This window comes from Mycolicibacterium diernhoferi, from assembly GCF_019456655.1.
GTDB classification, from domain to species: domain Bacteria; phylum Actinomycetota; class Actinomycetes; order Mycobacteriales; family Mycobacteriaceae; genus Mycobacterium; species Mycobacterium diernhoferi.
Genome location: NZ_CP080332.1, coordinates 4,964,364 through 4,978,585 on the forward strand (window position 1 = coordinate 4,964,364; position 14,222 = coordinate 4,978,585).

Consider the following 14,222-nt stretch of genomic DNA (forward strand, 5'->3'; position numbering starts at 1 on the left):
CTTTACAGTCATGTGCTGGCAAGCACCAGCACGGTGATGTTCGAGGCCGGCGTGGCCGCCGCAGCGAATGAGACGAGTCTGCTCGGCAAACTGTCGTCCTTCATGAACGGGATGCTCGCCGCCCACCGGGAGTCCGATTCGGCGGCCGCGTTCCTGGTCACCTCCATGCTGGAGTCCTTCCGGCACCCCGAACTCAAGAACGACGACTACACCCCCCGCGAAGATGTGCGCCAGTTCCTGAGCACCGCCGTCAGCGAGGCCGTCGCCAACGGCGAGCTCTCCGACGAAGCCGACGCCTCCGCACTGGTCGAGATGTTGCTGGTGCTGATGTTCGGAATGGGTTTCTACGCCGGATTCGTGGGCACCGACACCGAAGTCTCCGCGGTACTGGATAAGTTGCAGAGGTTGTTGTCCAACGAACTGTGGCAGCTGCAGGAGCCCGCCGCGAGCTGACGCCATCGGGCCCGCCGACTCGAAGGGTGGACCCGGAATGGACCAGCAGACCTACGACAGGGGTCGCGAGATCCGCAGCGCGGTACTCGGCACCGAGTACGTCGAGCGCGCAGCGCAGACCGCCGACGAGTTCTCCCGCCCGCTGCAGGATCTGGTCACCGAGTACTGCTGGGGCGCGGTGTGGGGCCGCGACGGGCTGGAACTCAAGACCCGCAGCATGCTCAATCTGGCGATGATCGCCACGCTGAACCGCCCGCACGAATTGCGCACCCATATCCGCGGCGCCCTGAACAACGGGGTGAGCCGCGAGGAGATGCGCGAGGTGTTCCTCCAGGTGGCCGTCTACGCCGGGGTGCCCGCCGCGGTGGACAGCTTCCGGATCGCCCGAGAGGTCTTCACCGAACTGGACGAGCAGTGAGCGACGCTTGCGAGCGAACCATCAGCCGCGTGACCGTCGGCTTCATCGGCCTCGGGAACATGGGCCTCCCGATGGCACGTCGCCTGCTCGACGCCGGGCATCCGCTGACGGTGTTCGACACCCGGGCCGAGGTGCTCGAGCGCGCCGCCGGGCTGGGCGCGACGCCTGCCGCCTCCCCGACCGAGGTCGCCGATCGTGCCGAGACGGTGCTGACCAGCCTGCCCTCGCTGCAGGCCGCCGCCGAGGTGGCCGCCGCCGTGGCCGGCGGCTCCCGCATCACGCACTATGTCGACCTGTCGACCGTCGGCGCCCAGCAGGCCGCCCGGAACCACTCGCTGTTGGCCGCCGCCGGGATCGCCGCGCTGGACTGCCCGGTCAGCGGCGGGGTGCGCGGCGCCCAGAACGGCACACTGGCGCTGATGGTGTCCGGGCCGCGGGATGCGTTCGACACGCTGCGCGCGCTGCTGGAGCGCCTGGGGCGACCCATCTTCATCGGCGAGCAACCCGGCGCGGCGCAGACCATGAAGCTGGCCAACAATCTGCTGGCCGCCACCACCCTGGCCGCCACCGCCGAGGCGGTGGTGCTCGGCGTGAAGGCCGGTCTGGACCCGAACGTGATGATCGAGGTGTTCAACGCGGGTTCGGGCGCCACCCACGCCAGCCGCGACAAGTTCCCCCGCGCCGTCCTGCCGCGCACCTTCGACTTCGGCTTCGCCACCGGCCTGATGGTCAAGGACCTCCGGCTGTGTCTGCAGGAGGCCGCCGATCTTGGTCTGGACCTGCAGGTGTCCGAGGCCGTCGGGCAGGCTTGGGAGACCGCCCTGGCCGATCAGGGCGCCGACTCGGATTTCACCACCATCATCCGGCCGATCGAGGACGCCGCAGGTGTCATCGTCGACGGCCGCCACGACGAGAGGAACGGCCGTTCATGACCCGCGTTGAACCGCTGCGAACCAAACACTGGCCACCACAGATGCGCGACGCCCTGGCCGCGATGAACCCGCCGGTGCGCCGTCATCCCCCGTTGCCGACCGAGGGGCGCCCCAAGGGTCTCAACGTGCTGGGCGCGATGGCGTATCACCCGGAGCTTTCGCGGGCCTTCTTCACCTTCAACGGGCATCTGCTGGGGGCCACCACGCTGACCCCACGCCAGCGCGAGCTGTTGGTGTTGCGTACCGCGGTGCTGCGGGAGTCCGAGTACGAGTGGGCTCAGCACGTGGTCATCGCCGGGGACGTCGGCATCTCCGGCGAGGAGGTCGCCGAGATCGAGGTCGGGCCGCAGTCACCGATCTGGTCCGACGCCGACGCCGCGCTGCTGCGCACCGCCGACGAACTCGTCGGCGACGGGGTCATCGGGGAGGCCACCTGGGCCACCCTGACCCAACACCTGGACACCCAGCAGATCCTGGACGCGATCTTCACCGTCGGCGCCTACGAGACGCTGGGCTGGATGCTGCGGTCCTTCGGCGTCGAACTCGACGAGGACGTGCGGACGTACCTGGCCGAGAAGGGATTCGGTCAGGCGATCAAGCCGAGCTGACGGAAGATCGCCTTACGCACCTTGGGCGCCTGCGAGTTGATCGGCAGCCCGCCGATCGGCCAGTCGTGGTACTGGCCGACGCCGACGACGGTGGACACCGACGCGCCCGCCGCGACGGCCCGCTGGTGGAACAGCAGCGTATCGGGCAGCACGAACTCCAGCGACCCGACGTAGATCGTGGTCGGCGGAAGTGCCGCCAGCACTTCCTCTTCCAGGAACAGCGGGCTGATCATCGGGTCCCGGGGATCCAGTCCGTCACCCCAGTGGTTCACGCCGGAGTAGAACTCCAGATTGTCCAGATCGAGGATGGGGTCGTCGATCTCGAACGCGGCCGGGTTCGACAGCGACAGATCCGGGGTGAACGAAATGAGCACCATGCTCGACGGCAGTTCGTCACCGCGCAGCACCATCTCGCGGATGGCGCCCAGCGCCAGGTTCGGGCCCGCCGAGTCCGCGTAGATGCTGACGTTCTCGGCGCCGTCCGCGGCGATCCGGGCGGCGATGAAATCCGCCATGCCCGGCACGATGTTCACCGCGGCGCCGCGTTCGGTGGTGGCCAGCGGATAGAGCGGGACCACCACCGTCGCCCCGGTGCGCCGCGCCATGTCGGCGTAGTCGATCCAGTGCAGGGCGATCGGTTCCAGGATGAACCCCCCGCCGTGCACCGCGATGACGGTCTTGCCCGACGGCTCCCGGGGCGTGAATTCCCAAACCTTCCAGGCGTTTCCGGGCGCAACCTCGAATTCGGTGCGTTTGACGTCGAGCCCGAACCTGGCGAAGAACGGCGGGTTCGAACTGGCCATCGCCTTACCGAGTTGGCCGTACAGGTTCACCCCGAGGAACTTGGACACCTCGCGGATCACTCGCAGTGCCACCACCGCGACCCGGTCGAACAGGGTGGGCCCGGCGGTGTAGGTGACGGTCCCGGGCGCCGCCGCGGGTACCACCGCAGACTTCTGCACCTCGGCGGCAGCGGGCGTGGCCGCCGATCTCGGCTCCAGATCGCGGCGGGCGAAGGCCGCCAGGGTCCACAGTTGCGGCCCCACACCCGGCAGGCGTTCGGATGGACCGGCATCGGGACCCAACGATGCACGGGCCGAGGCTCTCTCGACTCGCGCGGACGGCCCGGCGGTGGCGTGCACCTCGGGTGTGACCGACCGATCCCGAGGCGCGGTCGATCCCGATACGGGCACCGGTTCCGGTGCCGCGGGCGCCGCGTCGGGCTTCGCCTGTGCGGGTTCGGGGTCCGCGGATTTCGGTTTCTTCGGTGGTGCGGGTGCGGCGACCTGTTCGTCCACGGTCGAGCGCTCATACCCACGCCGCGGGCGATCGGCGCGTGTGACGGTGCGCCCCTTCAGCGGCTTCGCCTCCGCCTCGTCCTGCACGGCGGTGTCCTGCGGCTCCGCCGGCTTCTCCGGTTCGTCGGGTTTCTCCGGCGTGTCGTCGGGCGTCGCCGAACCCGGAGATTCCGCGGAACTCGGCGACGAATCGGTGGCCGTGGCGCCACCGTCGTCGGCGTGGGCAACCCCGAAGCCGGACCCCGCGATGGCCGCGCCCACCCCCAGCGCTACCGCAAGTGCACCGACCCGACCGATGTATCTCTCGACCCACATGCCTACATCCCTAGCGGATCGAGTTCCGTTGCGTGGCCGGTTTCCCGATTTGCCCGAGAATCCATCTCTGCAGGCAGCGATGTTCGCGTCAATTAGCGGCGGCCCATGGTTCGATATGCGCACGAGCATATCGCTGGACATGGCTCTCATACCCCGGGTGGAGCCCGCACCTCCCGGAGTCGCAGATCAAGATCGCCCCCGGGCACGATGCCCGGGCGGCGCCGGATTCGTAGCGTCGAATCATGACACAGGCGCAACCCCTACGAGGGTCTCCGCTCAGTTCGATACCGTTACCGCGCATCAGTTCTCAGCGCTGGCGGGCACGCCTGACCGAGTCAGTGCGCCGGTGGCGGCGCGACGCCGACCACCGGGCCGTGAAGCGGGAGACGTTCATGCAGGACGCCGCCATGGCCCGCGAGATGCACCGGCTCTAACCGCCGGGTTGTTCGAGCACCCGGACGAACTCGCGGAGCGGATCGGGTGAGGTGGCCGCGTCGCCGACGAACGGGTGGGCCAACTGCAGGATCAGGAACAGGTTGGTGGCCACCAGGACGCCGACGATCGCCACCATCGGATAGTGCAGGGACGGCTTCTCCACGCCGTAGATGATGGCGGTGCCCAGCACCAGCGCACTGGTCAGGAAGATGACCGCCCACAGCGGCCAGGGCGCGCCGTCGTCGCCGCGGGCCTGCAGAATCCGCACCGTCCGGGCCTGACCGACCTTGTCGAGGTTGGTCAATGACGTTGCCAGACGCGCCTTCTGAGTGTCCGTCACCGGCGTGACCTGTTCGTAGGCCCGGTAGAGGTCGGACAGCGCACGATCCGCCTCCGGGCTCCGGTGACCGCCCGTGCCGGGCCATTCCGCCAGCGCCGCCTTCCCGTAGGCCAGCAGCGCGCCGCGCAGGCGCCCGGCGTCCTGATCACTGAAAACGGCGGTGTCTCTTGCCAACTGCACCGCCGTCGCACCCTCGGCGCGGACGTTGGCGTCGGCGGTGTTGATGTGGCCCCACATCGCCGAGACGACGAACCCGATGAAGAACGCGTAGACGAAGCCGATCACCCCGTAGGTGAACCGGGTGACGTCGTTGTGCTCCTCACCTGTCAGCTGTGGGAACCGGCGACGGACGACGCGCTGCAGCAGCACCGCCCCGCCGGCCACCGCGACGATCAGGATGACGAGAAGCCAGCCGGCCGGGATGTGGCTGACCAGCCAAGCACTCATGGGCAGACTGTAGCGGGACAAAACACAAATGGCAGACCAGTTGCCTGGTCTGCCATTTCACTGTGGAGCTAAGGGGAATCGAACCCCTGACCTTCTCGATGCGAACGAGACGCGCTACCAACTGCGCTATAGCCCCTTGAACGAATAGCAGGCTACCAGTACCACCCGCCCCAGCCGAAACCGGCCGCTACTGGCCCGCCGCGCGCGGCAGATCGTAGGCGCGGGCGAACCGCGCATACGCCAGATGCTCGAACGCCGGGTCCTCGTCGTCGATATCCAGCACGGCCGCACCCGGACGGCGCAGACGCGACGGCACCACGTCGAACTCGCCGTCACCGGTGTTCTCCACGCCGAGCCGGGACCGCATCACGCGCTGGGCGCGCCGGCGCCGCAACTGCTCCTCGATCCGGGTCTGACGACGCAGGTAGGCCAGGTACAGCACGGTCACCGCGACCACCGCGCCGACCAGCCACCACAGCGCCGGCGACACCACGGCGGCCAGCACCGCGGAGAGCACCATCGCCACGGCCATCGACATCAGCACCCGCTTGCGGAAGGTGTACTTGCGCGCGCTCACCGCCTGCGCGGTCTTGGACTCGTATCGGTTACGCCGGGCCGAGGCCATCGAGTCGGCGAGTGCCGGCTCGTCGGGGTCTTCGAGGCCGTCCTCGAGGCCGTCCTCGGCCTCCAGACCGGACGTGTCGTCGACGTACTCGTAGTCGTCGGCCTCATCGGCTTCGTCGGCTTCCTCGCCCTGGGCGACCTCTTCGGTGGCCTCCTCCGCGGCGTCCTCGGTGACGTCGTCGAGGCTCTCCTCGGTGGCCTCGGCCACCGGCTGCGAGGCCGTCTCGGGCTCCCGCTCGTCGAAGTCGAGGGTCAGCTCCTCAGGCTCCTCGGCCTGGGCCTGCCGCTGGAAGGACTCACCGATCGGCAGCGCGCCGGAGTCCTCGTCGACGACGTCCACGTCGAGGTAGGGCGATTCCTCGACCTCCTCGACCGCGGCGGCCAGTACCACCGACCGCGGGCGATCGTCTTCATCGAAGTCGGGTTCGTACTCGTCCTCGGCGGGCCGCCAGTCCGGATCACTGTGATGCCCGGCCGCGGCACGGGGGCGCCGGAGCCTGGCGTTGCGCCCGGAATTGAGCACCCGGGTCGCCAAGGCGACATCGCTTGTGCGGCGGACATTGTCGCGTTTGCTCACCAGCATCGGCACCAGCACGAAGAGCCACAGCACGACGAGGGAGATCCACAACAGAGATTGGGGGATGCTTGGCATGATGCCTTTCCTTTCCCCTTAGGCTAGGTCTGTGACCAGCGCATCCGTCCGCGGCGCGCCGAGGTCAATTACACACCTGTAATTCACCGGATACAAGCACCATCAGCCACATAAGTCACACGAGTAACAATTGGTGTCGCCGAAACACGCAAAATGGCGGTATTCGGGGCCGTTCCGACAACCGGTACGCGAGTTTCGCCAGAAAATTCAGGTCCAGCTGGCCCGGCCCGAGCGCACCAGCGCGGCGGCCACCGAACCCTGGACCTCCTCGACGGTGATCGCCACCAGCAGGTGATCCCGCCAGGCGCCGTCCACATCGAGATACCGCTTGAGCAGGCCCTCTTCCCGGAAACCGGTCCTGGCCAGCACCGCGCGGCTCGGCGCGTTCTCCGGCCGCACCGTGGCCTCCACCCGGTGCAGCATCACCGGCCCGAAGGCGTGGTCGAGCCCGAGCGCGAGCGCACCGGTGGCGACCCCGCCCCCGGTGAACTGGCGGGCCACCCAGTAGCCGATCCACGCCGAACGCAACGCGCCGTGGGTGATGTTGCCGATGGTGATCTGCCCGGCGAACTGCCCGTCCACCTCGATGACCAACGGCAGCATCCGCCCGCGCCGCGCCTCGCCGCGCAGGCCCGAGCACACCGTCGGCCACGAGGAGAGCGCGTGACGCATCTCCCAGGTCGCCTCCGAACTGGGCTCCCACGGTTCCAGGTGCTCACGATCGGCCAGGCGCAGCCGGCTCCACTGTGGGCCGTCGCGCAGCCGCACCGGGCGCAGCCCCACCATGCCGCCCGGCATCCGGATGGGCCCTACCGGGACCGGCCACCCCGGGTGCGCCGGGCTGGTGCGCCAGCGGCTCATGCGGCACCCTCGCAGGCTCGGCTCCCGCATGCCGACTCTCGGTTCGCTCCGCAAGCGTCGCTCACGCGGCACCCTCGCAGGCTCGGCTCCCGCATGCCGACTCTCGGTTCGCTCCGCAAGCGTCGCTCACGCGTCAGCCGCGTTGAGCCAGGAAGGCGACATCGACGACCTCGCCGGTACGGACCTGTTCGGCCTCACTGGGAACGATCACCAGGCAGTTGGCCTCGGCCAGGGTGGCAAGCAGGTGCGACGAGGCGCCCGGCGCGCCACCGAGCGCCTGCACGAGGTACTCGCCGGTGTCCTGATCGCGCATCAGTTGACCACGCAGGTAGCCCTTGCGGCCGGCCACCGAGGTGATCGGGGCCAGGGTGCGGGCCTGGATGATCCGGCGCATCGGCTGACGCTTCCCCAGCGACATCCGGATCAGCGGCCGGACCATCACCTCGAACACCACCAGCGCGCTCACCGGATTGGCGGGCAGCAGGAACACCGGCACCCCGTCGCGGCCGAGCTGGCCGAAGCCCTGCACCGACCCGGGGTGCATGGCGATGCGCACCACTTCCATCTCGCCGAGCTCGGCGAGCACCCCCCGCACCGCCTCGGCGGCGGCGCCGCCGACCGCTCCGGCGATCACCACGACTTCCGAACGACTGATCTGCCCCTCGACGACCTCACGCAGCTTGGCCGGGTCGGTGTCGACGATGCCCACCCGGTTCACCTCGGCGCCGGCATCGCGACCGGCCGCGGCCAGCGCATAGGAATTGACGTCGTAGACCTGGCCGTTGCCGGGCGTGCGGGTGACGTCGACGAGCTCGCCACCCACCGAGATCACCGTCATCCGGGGCCGCGGATGGACCATCACCTTGTCCCGGCCGACCGCCGCGAGCAGGCCCACCTGGGCCGCGCCGATGATGGTGCCCGCGCGTACCGCGACGTCGCCGGGCTGCACATCGTCGCCGGTGCGGCGCACATACGCGCCGGAACGCACCCCGCGCAACACCCGGACCCGGGACTGTCCGCCATCGGTCCAGCGCAGCGGGAGCACCGCATCGGCGAGTGTCGGCATCGGCGCCCCGGTCTGCACGCGGGCCGCCTGCCGCGGCTGCAGCCGGCTGGGCGTGCGCGCTCCGGCCTCGATCTCCCCCACGACCGGCAGGCTCACCTCACGATGGAGCCCGTCGTCGTCGGTGCCGCCGACAGCGAGCACATCGACACTGCGCACCGCGTAGCCGTCGATCGCCGCCTGGTCGAAGCCGGGCAGCGGACGCTCGGTGACCACCTCTTCGGCGCACATCAGGCCCTGGGATTCGGCGATCGCCACCCGCACCGGACGGGGAGCCACCGCAGCGGCCGCTACTCGAGCCTGCTGCTCCTCAACCGACCGCACCGCATGCCTTTCTCCTGTCCAAGACCCGCCGTGCTGCCGTTATTTCTCGGCCAGGCCCAATCGCTCGACCAGCCATCGCCGCAATTCGGGTCCGTAGTCGTCGCGTTCTAGCGCAAAGTCAACCGCAGCCTTGAGGTAGCCGCCGGGATTTCCCAAGTCGTGTCGGGAGCCGCGGTGCACGACCACATGCACCGGATGGCCCTCCTCGATCAGCAGAGCGATGGCATCGGTGAGCTGGATCTCGCCGCCGACACCCCTTTCGACACGGCGCAACGCGTCGAAAATCGCCCGGTCCAGAACGTACCGTCCGGCCGCGGCGAAGTGCGAGGGGGCGTCCTCCGGCTTGGGCTTCTCCACCATGCCCTTGACCTTCAGGACGTTCGGGTTCGCCGCATCGGGCACCACCTCGACGTCGAACACGCCGTAGGCGCTGATCGCATCGCCGGGCACCTCGATGGCACACAACACCGATCCGCCGCGTTTGGCGCGCACCTTCGACATGGTCTCCAGGACCCCGGTCGGCAGCACCAGATCGTCGGGCAGCAGCACGGCGATGGCGTCCTCGTCGGGCAGCAGCCGGTCCTCGACGCAGCCGACGGCGTGCCCCAGGCCCAACGGCTCGGCCTGCACCACGGCCTCGACCTTGATCAGCGCCGGTGCGCGGCGCACCTTCTCCAGCATCACGTGCTTACCGCGGGCCTCCAGCGTGCCCTCGAGAACCAGATCCTCGACGAAGTGCGCGACAACGCCGTCCTTGCCTTCGGAGGTGACGATGATCAGCCGCTCGCCGCCGGCCTCCGCGGCCTCGGCGGCCACGAGTTCGATGCCCGGAGTGTCCACCACCGGCAGCAATTCCTTCGGGACCGTCTTGGTCGCCGGGAGAAAACGGGTCCCCAGACCGGCCGCGGGGACTACGGCGGTCCGCGGGATCGGTACCTGTGCCTGTGCCATCGTTGACACATTAATGCCCAACGGTCATCAAGGCGAAGGGTGTCGGCGCAAACGTGGCAATCCTGACAAAACCCGCGCTCAGAACGAGAATTCTTGCGGCTCGGCGGGCAGTGCCGACTGCCGCGCGGGCCGCCGAAACCAAGTCTCTGCAAACGCAAATATCTGCACTCGCCGCCGATGCGGGCACCGTGTGCGGCTACATCCCGGTGGGGTCGGAACCCGGTGCCGCCGCAGGCGACTCGGTGCCGATGCTGGACGGCCTGAGCCTGGCCGGGGTTCGGGTGCTGGTGCCGATCGCCCGCACCGGGATGCCGATGCAGTGGGCCGAGTACCGGGCCGGCGTGCTCGTGCCCGCCCCGTTCGGCCTACGCGAACCGCCGCCGCCCTGGCTGGCACCGGAATCCATCGCCGAGGCGTCGGTGATTCTGGTGCCCGCACTGGCCGTCGACCGCCGGGGGGTGCGACTGGGCCGCGGCGCCGGCTTCTACGACCGGGCACTGCCGATGGCGGCCCCGTCCGCCCGCCTGATCGCGGTCGTACGCGACGAGGAAGTGGTCGACGAACTCCCCGCCGAACCGCACGACGTGCCGATGACCCATGCGCTCACGCCCGGGCGCGGACTGGTGGCGCTGGGGTCGGTGGAATGATCTATCCCACGTAGCGGTTCTAGCACTTGAACCGCTAGAGTGCTAGAAGGTTTGACAGTCTCGGAGGTTTTCGTGCCTACCTATTCCTACGCGTGTACCGAGTGTGACAATCGGTTCGACGAGGTCCAGGCGTTCAGCGATGATGCGCTGACCACATGCCCCAAGTGCAATGGACGGCTGCGCAAGCTGTTCGGCTCGGTGGGCGTGGTGTTCAAGGGCAGCGGCTTCTATCGCAACGACAGCCGCGACTCCTCGAAGTCGAGCAGCACCACGAGCGCTTCGAAGAGCAGCGACAGCTCCACCACGCCATCCTCGAGCTCTTCGGACTCGTCGAGCAGCAGCTCGACCGCATCCTCGTCGAGTTCGTCGAGCAGTTCCGCTCCGGCCGCCGCCGCGTCCAGCTAGCGAACTTATCCACAGGTAGCCGATCGGTGGCTGCCCCTGGCGCCCCGATCGGCCTAGCGTTGCCTCGGTGGGGGAATCGCTGAATCCGTCGCCGCTGGCCCGGTTGCGCCGCGCGGTCCGTCCGGACTGGTCACGCACGGTCGCCGCCCGCCGCACCGCGGCCGGGCTCCTCGTCGTCCTGGCGGCCGCTGCGGCGCTGCGCCCGGACCCGGCCGGACAACGCCACGACGTGATCGTCGCGCTGCGCGACCTCTCCCCCGGCACCCCACTCACCGACGCCGACGTCGGTGTCGAATCACGTTTGGCCGCAACGATTCCCGACGGCGCATCGCGCGACATCCAGAACACGTTCGGAGCCACCCTGGCCGGCCCGACCCGGCGCGGTGAGGTGATCACCGATGTGCGGCTGCTCGGGTCGCGACTGACCGAGGCCAGCGCCGGCCCCGATGCGCGTATCGTGCCGCTACACCTGGCCGACGACGCGCTCGTCGACCTGATCCGCCCGGGTGACGTCGTCGACGTGCTCGCCGCCGGCAGCACCCAGGCGGGCCTGGACTCCCCGCCCGAGGTGATCGCCACGGCGGCGATCGTCGCCCTGGTCTCGGCCGAATCCGCCGGTCCGGCGGGGGCCTCGGAGCGGGTGGTGCTGGTCGTTCTACCCCGCCATGCCGCCAACGCGGTGGCCGGCGCGGCACTGACCCGACAGATCACAGTCACATTTCACTGAACGACCGCACCCGAGCACTCAGCTAGGGTATTTGGGTTTAACGGCCACCAATTGGCGGCCACCCCACTTGCTGGAAGGGTCCCCGCATGATCAAGGGTTTCAAAGAATTTCTATTACGCGGCAACATCGTCGACCTGTCGGTCGCGGTGGTCATCGGTACCGCGTTCACCGCGCTCGTCACCAACTTCACCGACAGCATCATCCAGCCGCTGATCAACCGCATCGGCGCAGGCGGCGAGTCCGACTACGGCGTCCTGCGCATTCCGATCGGCGGGGATCAGACCATCGATCTGAACGTCCTGCTGTCGGCGACCATCAACTTCGTCCTCGTCGCCGCCGTCGTGTACTTCCTGGTCGTGCTGCCTTACAGCAGGTTCCGTAAGCAGGAAGAGGAGACCGTGGAGGCGGAGGTGGTGCTGCTCACCGAGATCCGTGACCTGCTGGCCTCGCGTCCGGGGCCTTCGGCCGAACAGCGCGTCGATCCCGACGCCTAGAAGTCACCCACCCAAGAAAAACGCCCGGCTGGTGATCCAGCCGGGCGTTTTGCGGTCAAGAATCAGATCACCAGTCGCCGATGGGCGGGCTGAAGACGAAGGCCCCGTTGCTCGCGAGGTTGAACGGTGCGGCCTTGGTGCCCGGCACCGCCTTGATGGTGTCGACGTGCACACCCTGGCCCTGTGCGTGCACCACACCGGACTCGGCATTGCGGGTATCCAGGAACCCGCGGGCCTCACCGAAATCGGCGACCCGCAGCGCGTTGTCGTCGATCAGGATGGCCTGCCGGCTGGTGACATACGGCGCCGGAGCGGACTCCTGCACCTCTGCACTCGCGGTGGCGCTGCCCAGACCAGCCAGCAGCGTCGCTCCGGCGAAGGAGCCGAACCCCAGAACTGCGAGCCTCTTCAGAGAAGCCATGAGCACCACTTCCTCGCGTGACATCCAGCGTGGATGTCGAATGGTTCCGATACTAACGCGAAGACCGCCCGCCGGCCGGGTTACCGGCAGGCCGCCTCCGGACAGCAGAACGCCCGGCCGGATTTCTCCGGCCGGGCGAACGCGTCGAACGTCTACAGAACCTGGGTCACCAGTCGCCGATGGGCGGGCTGAAGACGAAGGCGCCGTTGGAATCGAGGTTGAACGGTGCAGCCTTGGTGCCCGGCACAGCCTTGATGGTGTCGACATGGACACCCTCACCCTGTGCGTGCACCACACCGGACTCGGCATTGCGGGTGTCCAGGAACCCGCGTGCCTGGCCGTAATCGGCGACGCGCAGCGCGTTGTCGTCGATCAGGATGGCCTGCCGGCTGGTGACATACGGCGCCGGAGCGGACTCCTGCACCTCTGCGCTCGCGGTGGCGCTGCCCAGACCAGCCAGCAGCGTGGCACCGGCGAACGATCCGAACCCGAGAACTGCAAGCTTCTTCGATAGGGCCATGACCCAATCCTTCCCTGCTAGTGGAGTCCCACCCGTCACCACGTGGTCCGCCTGTCGGAGCGCGGACCACATGGCGACGTCGGGTCAGGAGTGAACGATCAGTTCATGTTCCAGGGCTCGCCGTAGGTGGTGACGCTGTCACCCTCTGCGGCGATCAGGCGGGCGTAGGGACGCAGCAGCACGCCACCGGCCGCACCGGTCACGGTGCCGTGAGCGTTGGAGACCGCGACCGCACCTTCGGCGCCGGCGACGTCGGCGGAGAAGGTGGCGACTTCCTGGATGCCGGGGCCGTTGCCCAGGTCAGCGCTGATCGAGGCGCCGGGGAACAGCGGCGGGGTCACGATGGCGGGGATGACGTCGAAGTCGATGCCGCCGGGGCCCGCGTAGCCGTAGTCCTGGCCGTCGAACGCGATGTTGGGGGTGGTGTAGCTGAAGTTGATGCCAACACCCAGCGACCACGGGAAGCCAACCTGGTAACCCAGCTCCAGCACACCCTCGAAGTCCTCAGCGCCGGGACCCGAGACGATGTACTTGGCCTTGCCGGAGTGGAACCACTCGCGGGTCAGGCGGTTGCGGTCGAGCGGGAACACACCGTTGAGGAAGGTGTCCCACTGCTGAATGGTCAGAGTCCGGTCCTTGCCGTCCACGAGGCTCAGCTCGTTGTCCAGACCCGCGTTCGAGGTGCCCGTGCTCACGAACAGCGACGCGATGGCCGCGATCATCGCGATTAGCACCCGACTGATTACCTTCATGATCTCCCTAGCTGTGCCGACGGTTGGTGTGCTGTCAACCGTGTGTGTTGTCGATGCGGATCCCGGCCCTACCGAGACTTCACACCTCGCAAGATCCTCATGTGATGGGAATTAGAAACTCCACATGTTGCTCTTACGCTTTGCTCATCGTTGACAGGAGGAACATAACGGGGGCGCACCGACCCGGCAACGCGAAGGGGCAGCCCCCCGGACATCCGTCGGGGTCCGTCAACCGTTTGCTGGCCTGGCCATACGCAGGTATCGCAGCCTTCATGGGCGGCGGGACAACTTAGCGGCGCATTCTTTGCCTCGCGCGGCGGAGCAAACAAGAAGATCGGCTGGGATCACCGAGATTCCAGCCGATCAACCTGAAATTACTGCTCAGCCATGGTGCGGGGGCACATTAGCCCGAAGCCACTCATCACGATCGAAACGTTCCTCCGGGGCCTCCGGGTCGCGTTCGTCCCGCGTGGTGCGCGGCATTTCCTCCCCGAAGATGGCGTTAACTGCATCCCTGGTGGGCCGCTCGGAGCCG

18 protein-coding genes and 1 tRNA gene are annotated in these 14,222 nt (G+C 68.3%); 9 read left to right on the plus strand and 10 right to left on the minus strand.

The features are described from left to right. The first annotated feature begins 12 nt into the window (after positions 1-12). From K0O62_RS23420 to K0O62_RS23435, 4 genes are read left to right on the plus strand one after another with little or no spacing between them, the layout of a single operon-like run. Positions 13-453 carry an HAD family hydrolase gene (locus tag K0O62_RS23420; protein ID WP_308214470.1) on the plus strand — a complete coding sequence of 147 codons (441 nt, stop codon included), beginning with the start codon at positions 13-15 and terminating at the stop codon, positions 451-453. Between the two features lie 37 nt (positions 454-490). Continuing rightward, positions 491-871 (plus strand): carboxymuconolactone decarboxylase family protein, encoded by a 381-nt coding sequence (locus K0O62_RS23425; protein WP_073858893.1) that lies wholly within the window; start codon positions 491-493, stop codon positions 869-871. Positions 872-900: 29 nt separating this feature from the next. Then, on the plus strand, positions 901-1,803 hold the full coding sequence (locus tag K0O62_RS23430; RefSeq protein WP_073858946.1) for an NAD(P)-dependent oxidoreductase: 903 nt from the start codon (positions 901-903) through the stop codon (positions 1,801-1,803). Further along, entirely contained in the window at positions 1,800-2,411 is a 612-nt protein-coding gene (locus tag K0O62_RS23435; RefSeq protein ID WP_073858894.1) for a carboxymuconolactone decarboxylase family protein, read from the plus strand. Before K0O62_RS23430 ends, K0O62_RS23435 begins: the two co-directional genes overlap by 4 nt. Here the strand turns inward: K0O62_RS23435 and K0O62_RS23440 are convergent. Then, entirely contained in the window at positions 2,390-4,024 is a 1,635-nt protein-coding gene (locus K0O62_RS23440; RefSeq protein ID WP_073858895.1) for an alpha/beta hydrolase fold domain-containing protein, read from the minus strand. The genes K0O62_RS23435 and K0O62_RS23440 overlap by 22 nt on opposite strands. Positions 4,025-4,266: 242 nt before the next feature. On the opposite strand from K0O62_RS23440, the gene K0O62_RS23445 reads away from it, so the two are divergent. Continuing rightward, on the plus strand, positions 4,267-4,458 hold the full coding sequence (locus tag K0O62_RS23445; protein ID WP_131817461.1) for a hypothetical protein: 192 nt from the start codon (positions 4,267-4,269) through the stop codon (positions 4,456-4,458). Here K0O62_RS23445 and K0O62_RS23450 read toward each other — a convergent pair. The 6 genes from K0O62_RS23450 to K0O62_RS23475 form a co-directional block, all read right to left on the minus strand. After that, positions 4,455-5,246, minus strand: a complete 792-nt coding sequence (locus tag K0O62_RS23450) for a bestrophin-like domain (RefSeq protein ID WP_073858896.1) — start codon at positions 5,244-5,246, stop codon at positions 4,455-4,457. The two genes, K0O62_RS23445 and K0O62_RS23450, sit on opposite strands and share 4 nt — an antisense overlap. A 63-nt stretch (positions 5,247-5,309) precedes the next feature. Further along, positions 5,310-5,382, minus strand: a tRNA-Ala gene (locus K0O62_RS23455). A gap of 51 nt (positions 5,383-5,433) precedes the next feature. Continuing rightward, complete coding sequence (sepX, locus tag K0O62_RS23460) at positions 5,434-6,522, minus strand: divisome protein SepX/GlpR (RefSeq protein WP_073858897.1); 1,089 nt, start codon at positions 6,520-6,522, stop codon at positions 5,434-5,436. 207 nt (positions 6,523-6,729) lie between these two features. Next, the gene (locus K0O62_RS23465; protein WP_073858898.1) at positions 6,730-7,383 is read right to left on the minus strand and encodes a GNAT family N-acetyltransferase; all 654 of its coding nucleotides are present in this window, start codon (positions 7,381-7,383) and stop codon (positions 6,730-6,732) included. 133 nt (positions 7,384-7,516) lie between these two features. Then, the gene (gene glp, locus K0O62_RS23470) at positions 7,517-8,770 is read right to left on the minus strand and encodes a molybdotransferase-like divisome protein Glp (RefSeq protein WP_073858899.1); all 1,254 of its coding nucleotides are present in this window, start codon (positions 8,768-8,770) and stop codon (positions 7,517-7,519) included. A 39-nt stretch (positions 8,771-8,809) separates the two neighbouring features. After that, positions 8,810-9,721, minus strand: coding sequence for a UTP--glucose-1-phosphate uridylyltransferase (locus K0O62_RS23475; RefSeq protein WP_073858900.1), 912 nt, complete (start codon positions 9,719-9,721; stop codon positions 8,810-8,812). Between the two features lie 53 nt (positions 9,722-9,774). On the opposite strand from K0O62_RS23475, the gene K0O62_RS23480 reads away from it, so the two are divergent. From K0O62_RS23480 to mscL, 4 genes are all read left to right on the plus strand, one after another. Further along, positions 9,775-10,368: a 5-formyltetrahydrofolate cyclo-ligase gene (locus K0O62_RS23480; RefSeq protein WP_073858901.1), complete on the plus strand. Its 594-nt coding sequence runs from the start codon at positions 9,775-9,777 to the stop codon at positions 10,366-10,368. A gap of 72 nt (positions 10,369-10,440) precedes the next feature. Further along, complete coding sequence (locus K0O62_RS23485) at positions 10,441-10,773, plus strand: FmdB family zinc ribbon protein (RefSeq protein ID WP_073858902.1); 333 nt, start codon at positions 10,441-10,443, stop codon at positions 10,771-10,773. Positions 10,774-10,840: 67 nt separating this feature from the next. Further along, positions 10,841-11,500 carry an SAF domain-containing protein gene (locus tag K0O62_RS23490; protein WP_073858903.1) on the plus strand — a complete coding sequence of 220 codons (660 nt, stop codon included), beginning with the start codon at positions 10,841-10,843 and terminating at the stop codon, positions 11,498-11,500. 86 nt (positions 11,501-11,586) lie between these two features. Beyond that, a complete protein-coding gene (mscL, locus tag K0O62_RS23495) occupies positions 11,587-11,994 on the plus strand; it encodes a large-conductance mechanosensitive channel protein MscL (RefSeq protein WP_073858904.1) in 408 nt (135 codons plus the stop codon). A gap of 67 nt (positions 11,995-12,061) precedes the next feature. On the opposite strand, the gene K0O62_RS23500 is transcribed toward mscL, so the two are convergent. The 3 genes from K0O62_RS23500 to mspA form a co-directional block, all read right to left on the minus strand. After that, positions 12,062-12,415 carry a hypothetical protein gene (locus K0O62_RS23500; RefSeq protein ID WP_234800261.1) on the minus strand — a complete coding sequence of 118 codons (354 nt, stop codon included), beginning with the start codon at positions 12,413-12,415 and terminating at the stop codon, positions 12,062-12,064. A gap of 166 nt (positions 12,416-12,581) precedes the next feature. Beyond that, the gene (locus tag K0O62_RS23505) at positions 12,582-12,935 is read right to left on the minus strand and encodes a hypothetical protein (RefSeq protein WP_073858906.1); all 354 of its coding nucleotides are present in this window, start codon (positions 12,933-12,935) and stop codon (positions 12,582-12,584) included. Between the two features lie 98 nt (positions 12,936-13,033). Then, on the minus strand, positions 13,034-13,687 hold the full coding sequence (gene mspA / locus K0O62_RS23510; RefSeq protein WP_073858907.1) for a porin MspA: 654 nt from the start codon (positions 13,685-13,687) through the stop codon (positions 13,034-13,036). Between the last annotated feature and the right edge of the window lie 535 nt (positions 13,688-14,222).

What these genes read in the sequence shown, in the direction of transcription:
- K0O62_RS23500 (WP_234800261.1), bottom strand. Translation starts at nt 12,415, where the DNA reads ATGGCTTCTCTGAAGAGGCTCGCAGTTCTGGGGTTCGGCTCCTTCGCC.
- mspA (WP_073858907.1), bottom strand. Translation starts at nt 13,687, where the DNA reads ATGAAGGTAATCAGTCGGGTGCTAATCGCGATGATCGCGGCCATCGCG.
- sepX (WP_073858897.1), bottom strand. Translation starts at nt 6,522, where the DNA reads ATGCCAAGCATCCCCCAATCTCTGTTGTGGATCTCCCTCGTCGTGCTG.
- K0O62_RS23505 (WP_073858906.1), bottom strand. Translation starts at nt 12,935, where the DNA reads ATGGCCCTATCGAAGAAGCTTGCAGTTCTCGGGTTCGGATCGTTCGCC.
- K0O62_RS23475 (WP_073858900.1), bottom strand. Translation starts at nt 9,721, where the DNA reads ATGGCACAGGCACAGGTACCGATCCCGCGGACCGCCGTAGTCCCCGCG.
- K0O62_RS23440 (WP_073858895.1), bottom strand. Translation starts at nt 4,024, where the DNA reads ATGTGGGTCGAGAGATACATCGGTCGGGTCGGTGCACTTGCGGTAGCG.
- mscL (WP_073858904.1), top strand. Translation starts at nt 11,587, where the DNA reads ATGATCAAGGGTTTCAAAGAATTTCTATTACGCGGCAACATCGTCGAC.
- K0O62_RS23435 (WP_073858894.1), top strand. Translation starts at nt 1,800, where the DNA reads ATGACCCGCGTTGAACCGCTGCGAACCAAACACTGGCCACCACAGATG.
- K0O62_RS23445 (WP_131817461.1), top strand. Translation starts at nt 4,267, where the DNA reads ATGACACAGGCGCAACCCCTACGAGGGTCTCCGCTCAGTTCGATACCG.
- K0O62_RS23425 (WP_073858893.1), top strand. Translation starts at nt 491, where the DNA reads ATGGACCAGCAGACCTACGACAGGGGTCGCGAGATCCGCAGCGCGGTA.
- K0O62_RS23465 (WP_073858898.1), bottom strand. Translation starts at nt 7,383, where the DNA reads ATGAGCCGCTGGCGCACCAGCCCGGCGCACCCGGGGTGGCCGGTCCCG.
- K0O62_RS23450 (WP_073858896.1), bottom strand. Translation starts at nt 5,246, where the DNA reads ATGAGTGCTTGGCTGGTCAGCCACATCCCGGCCGGCTGGCTTCTCGTC.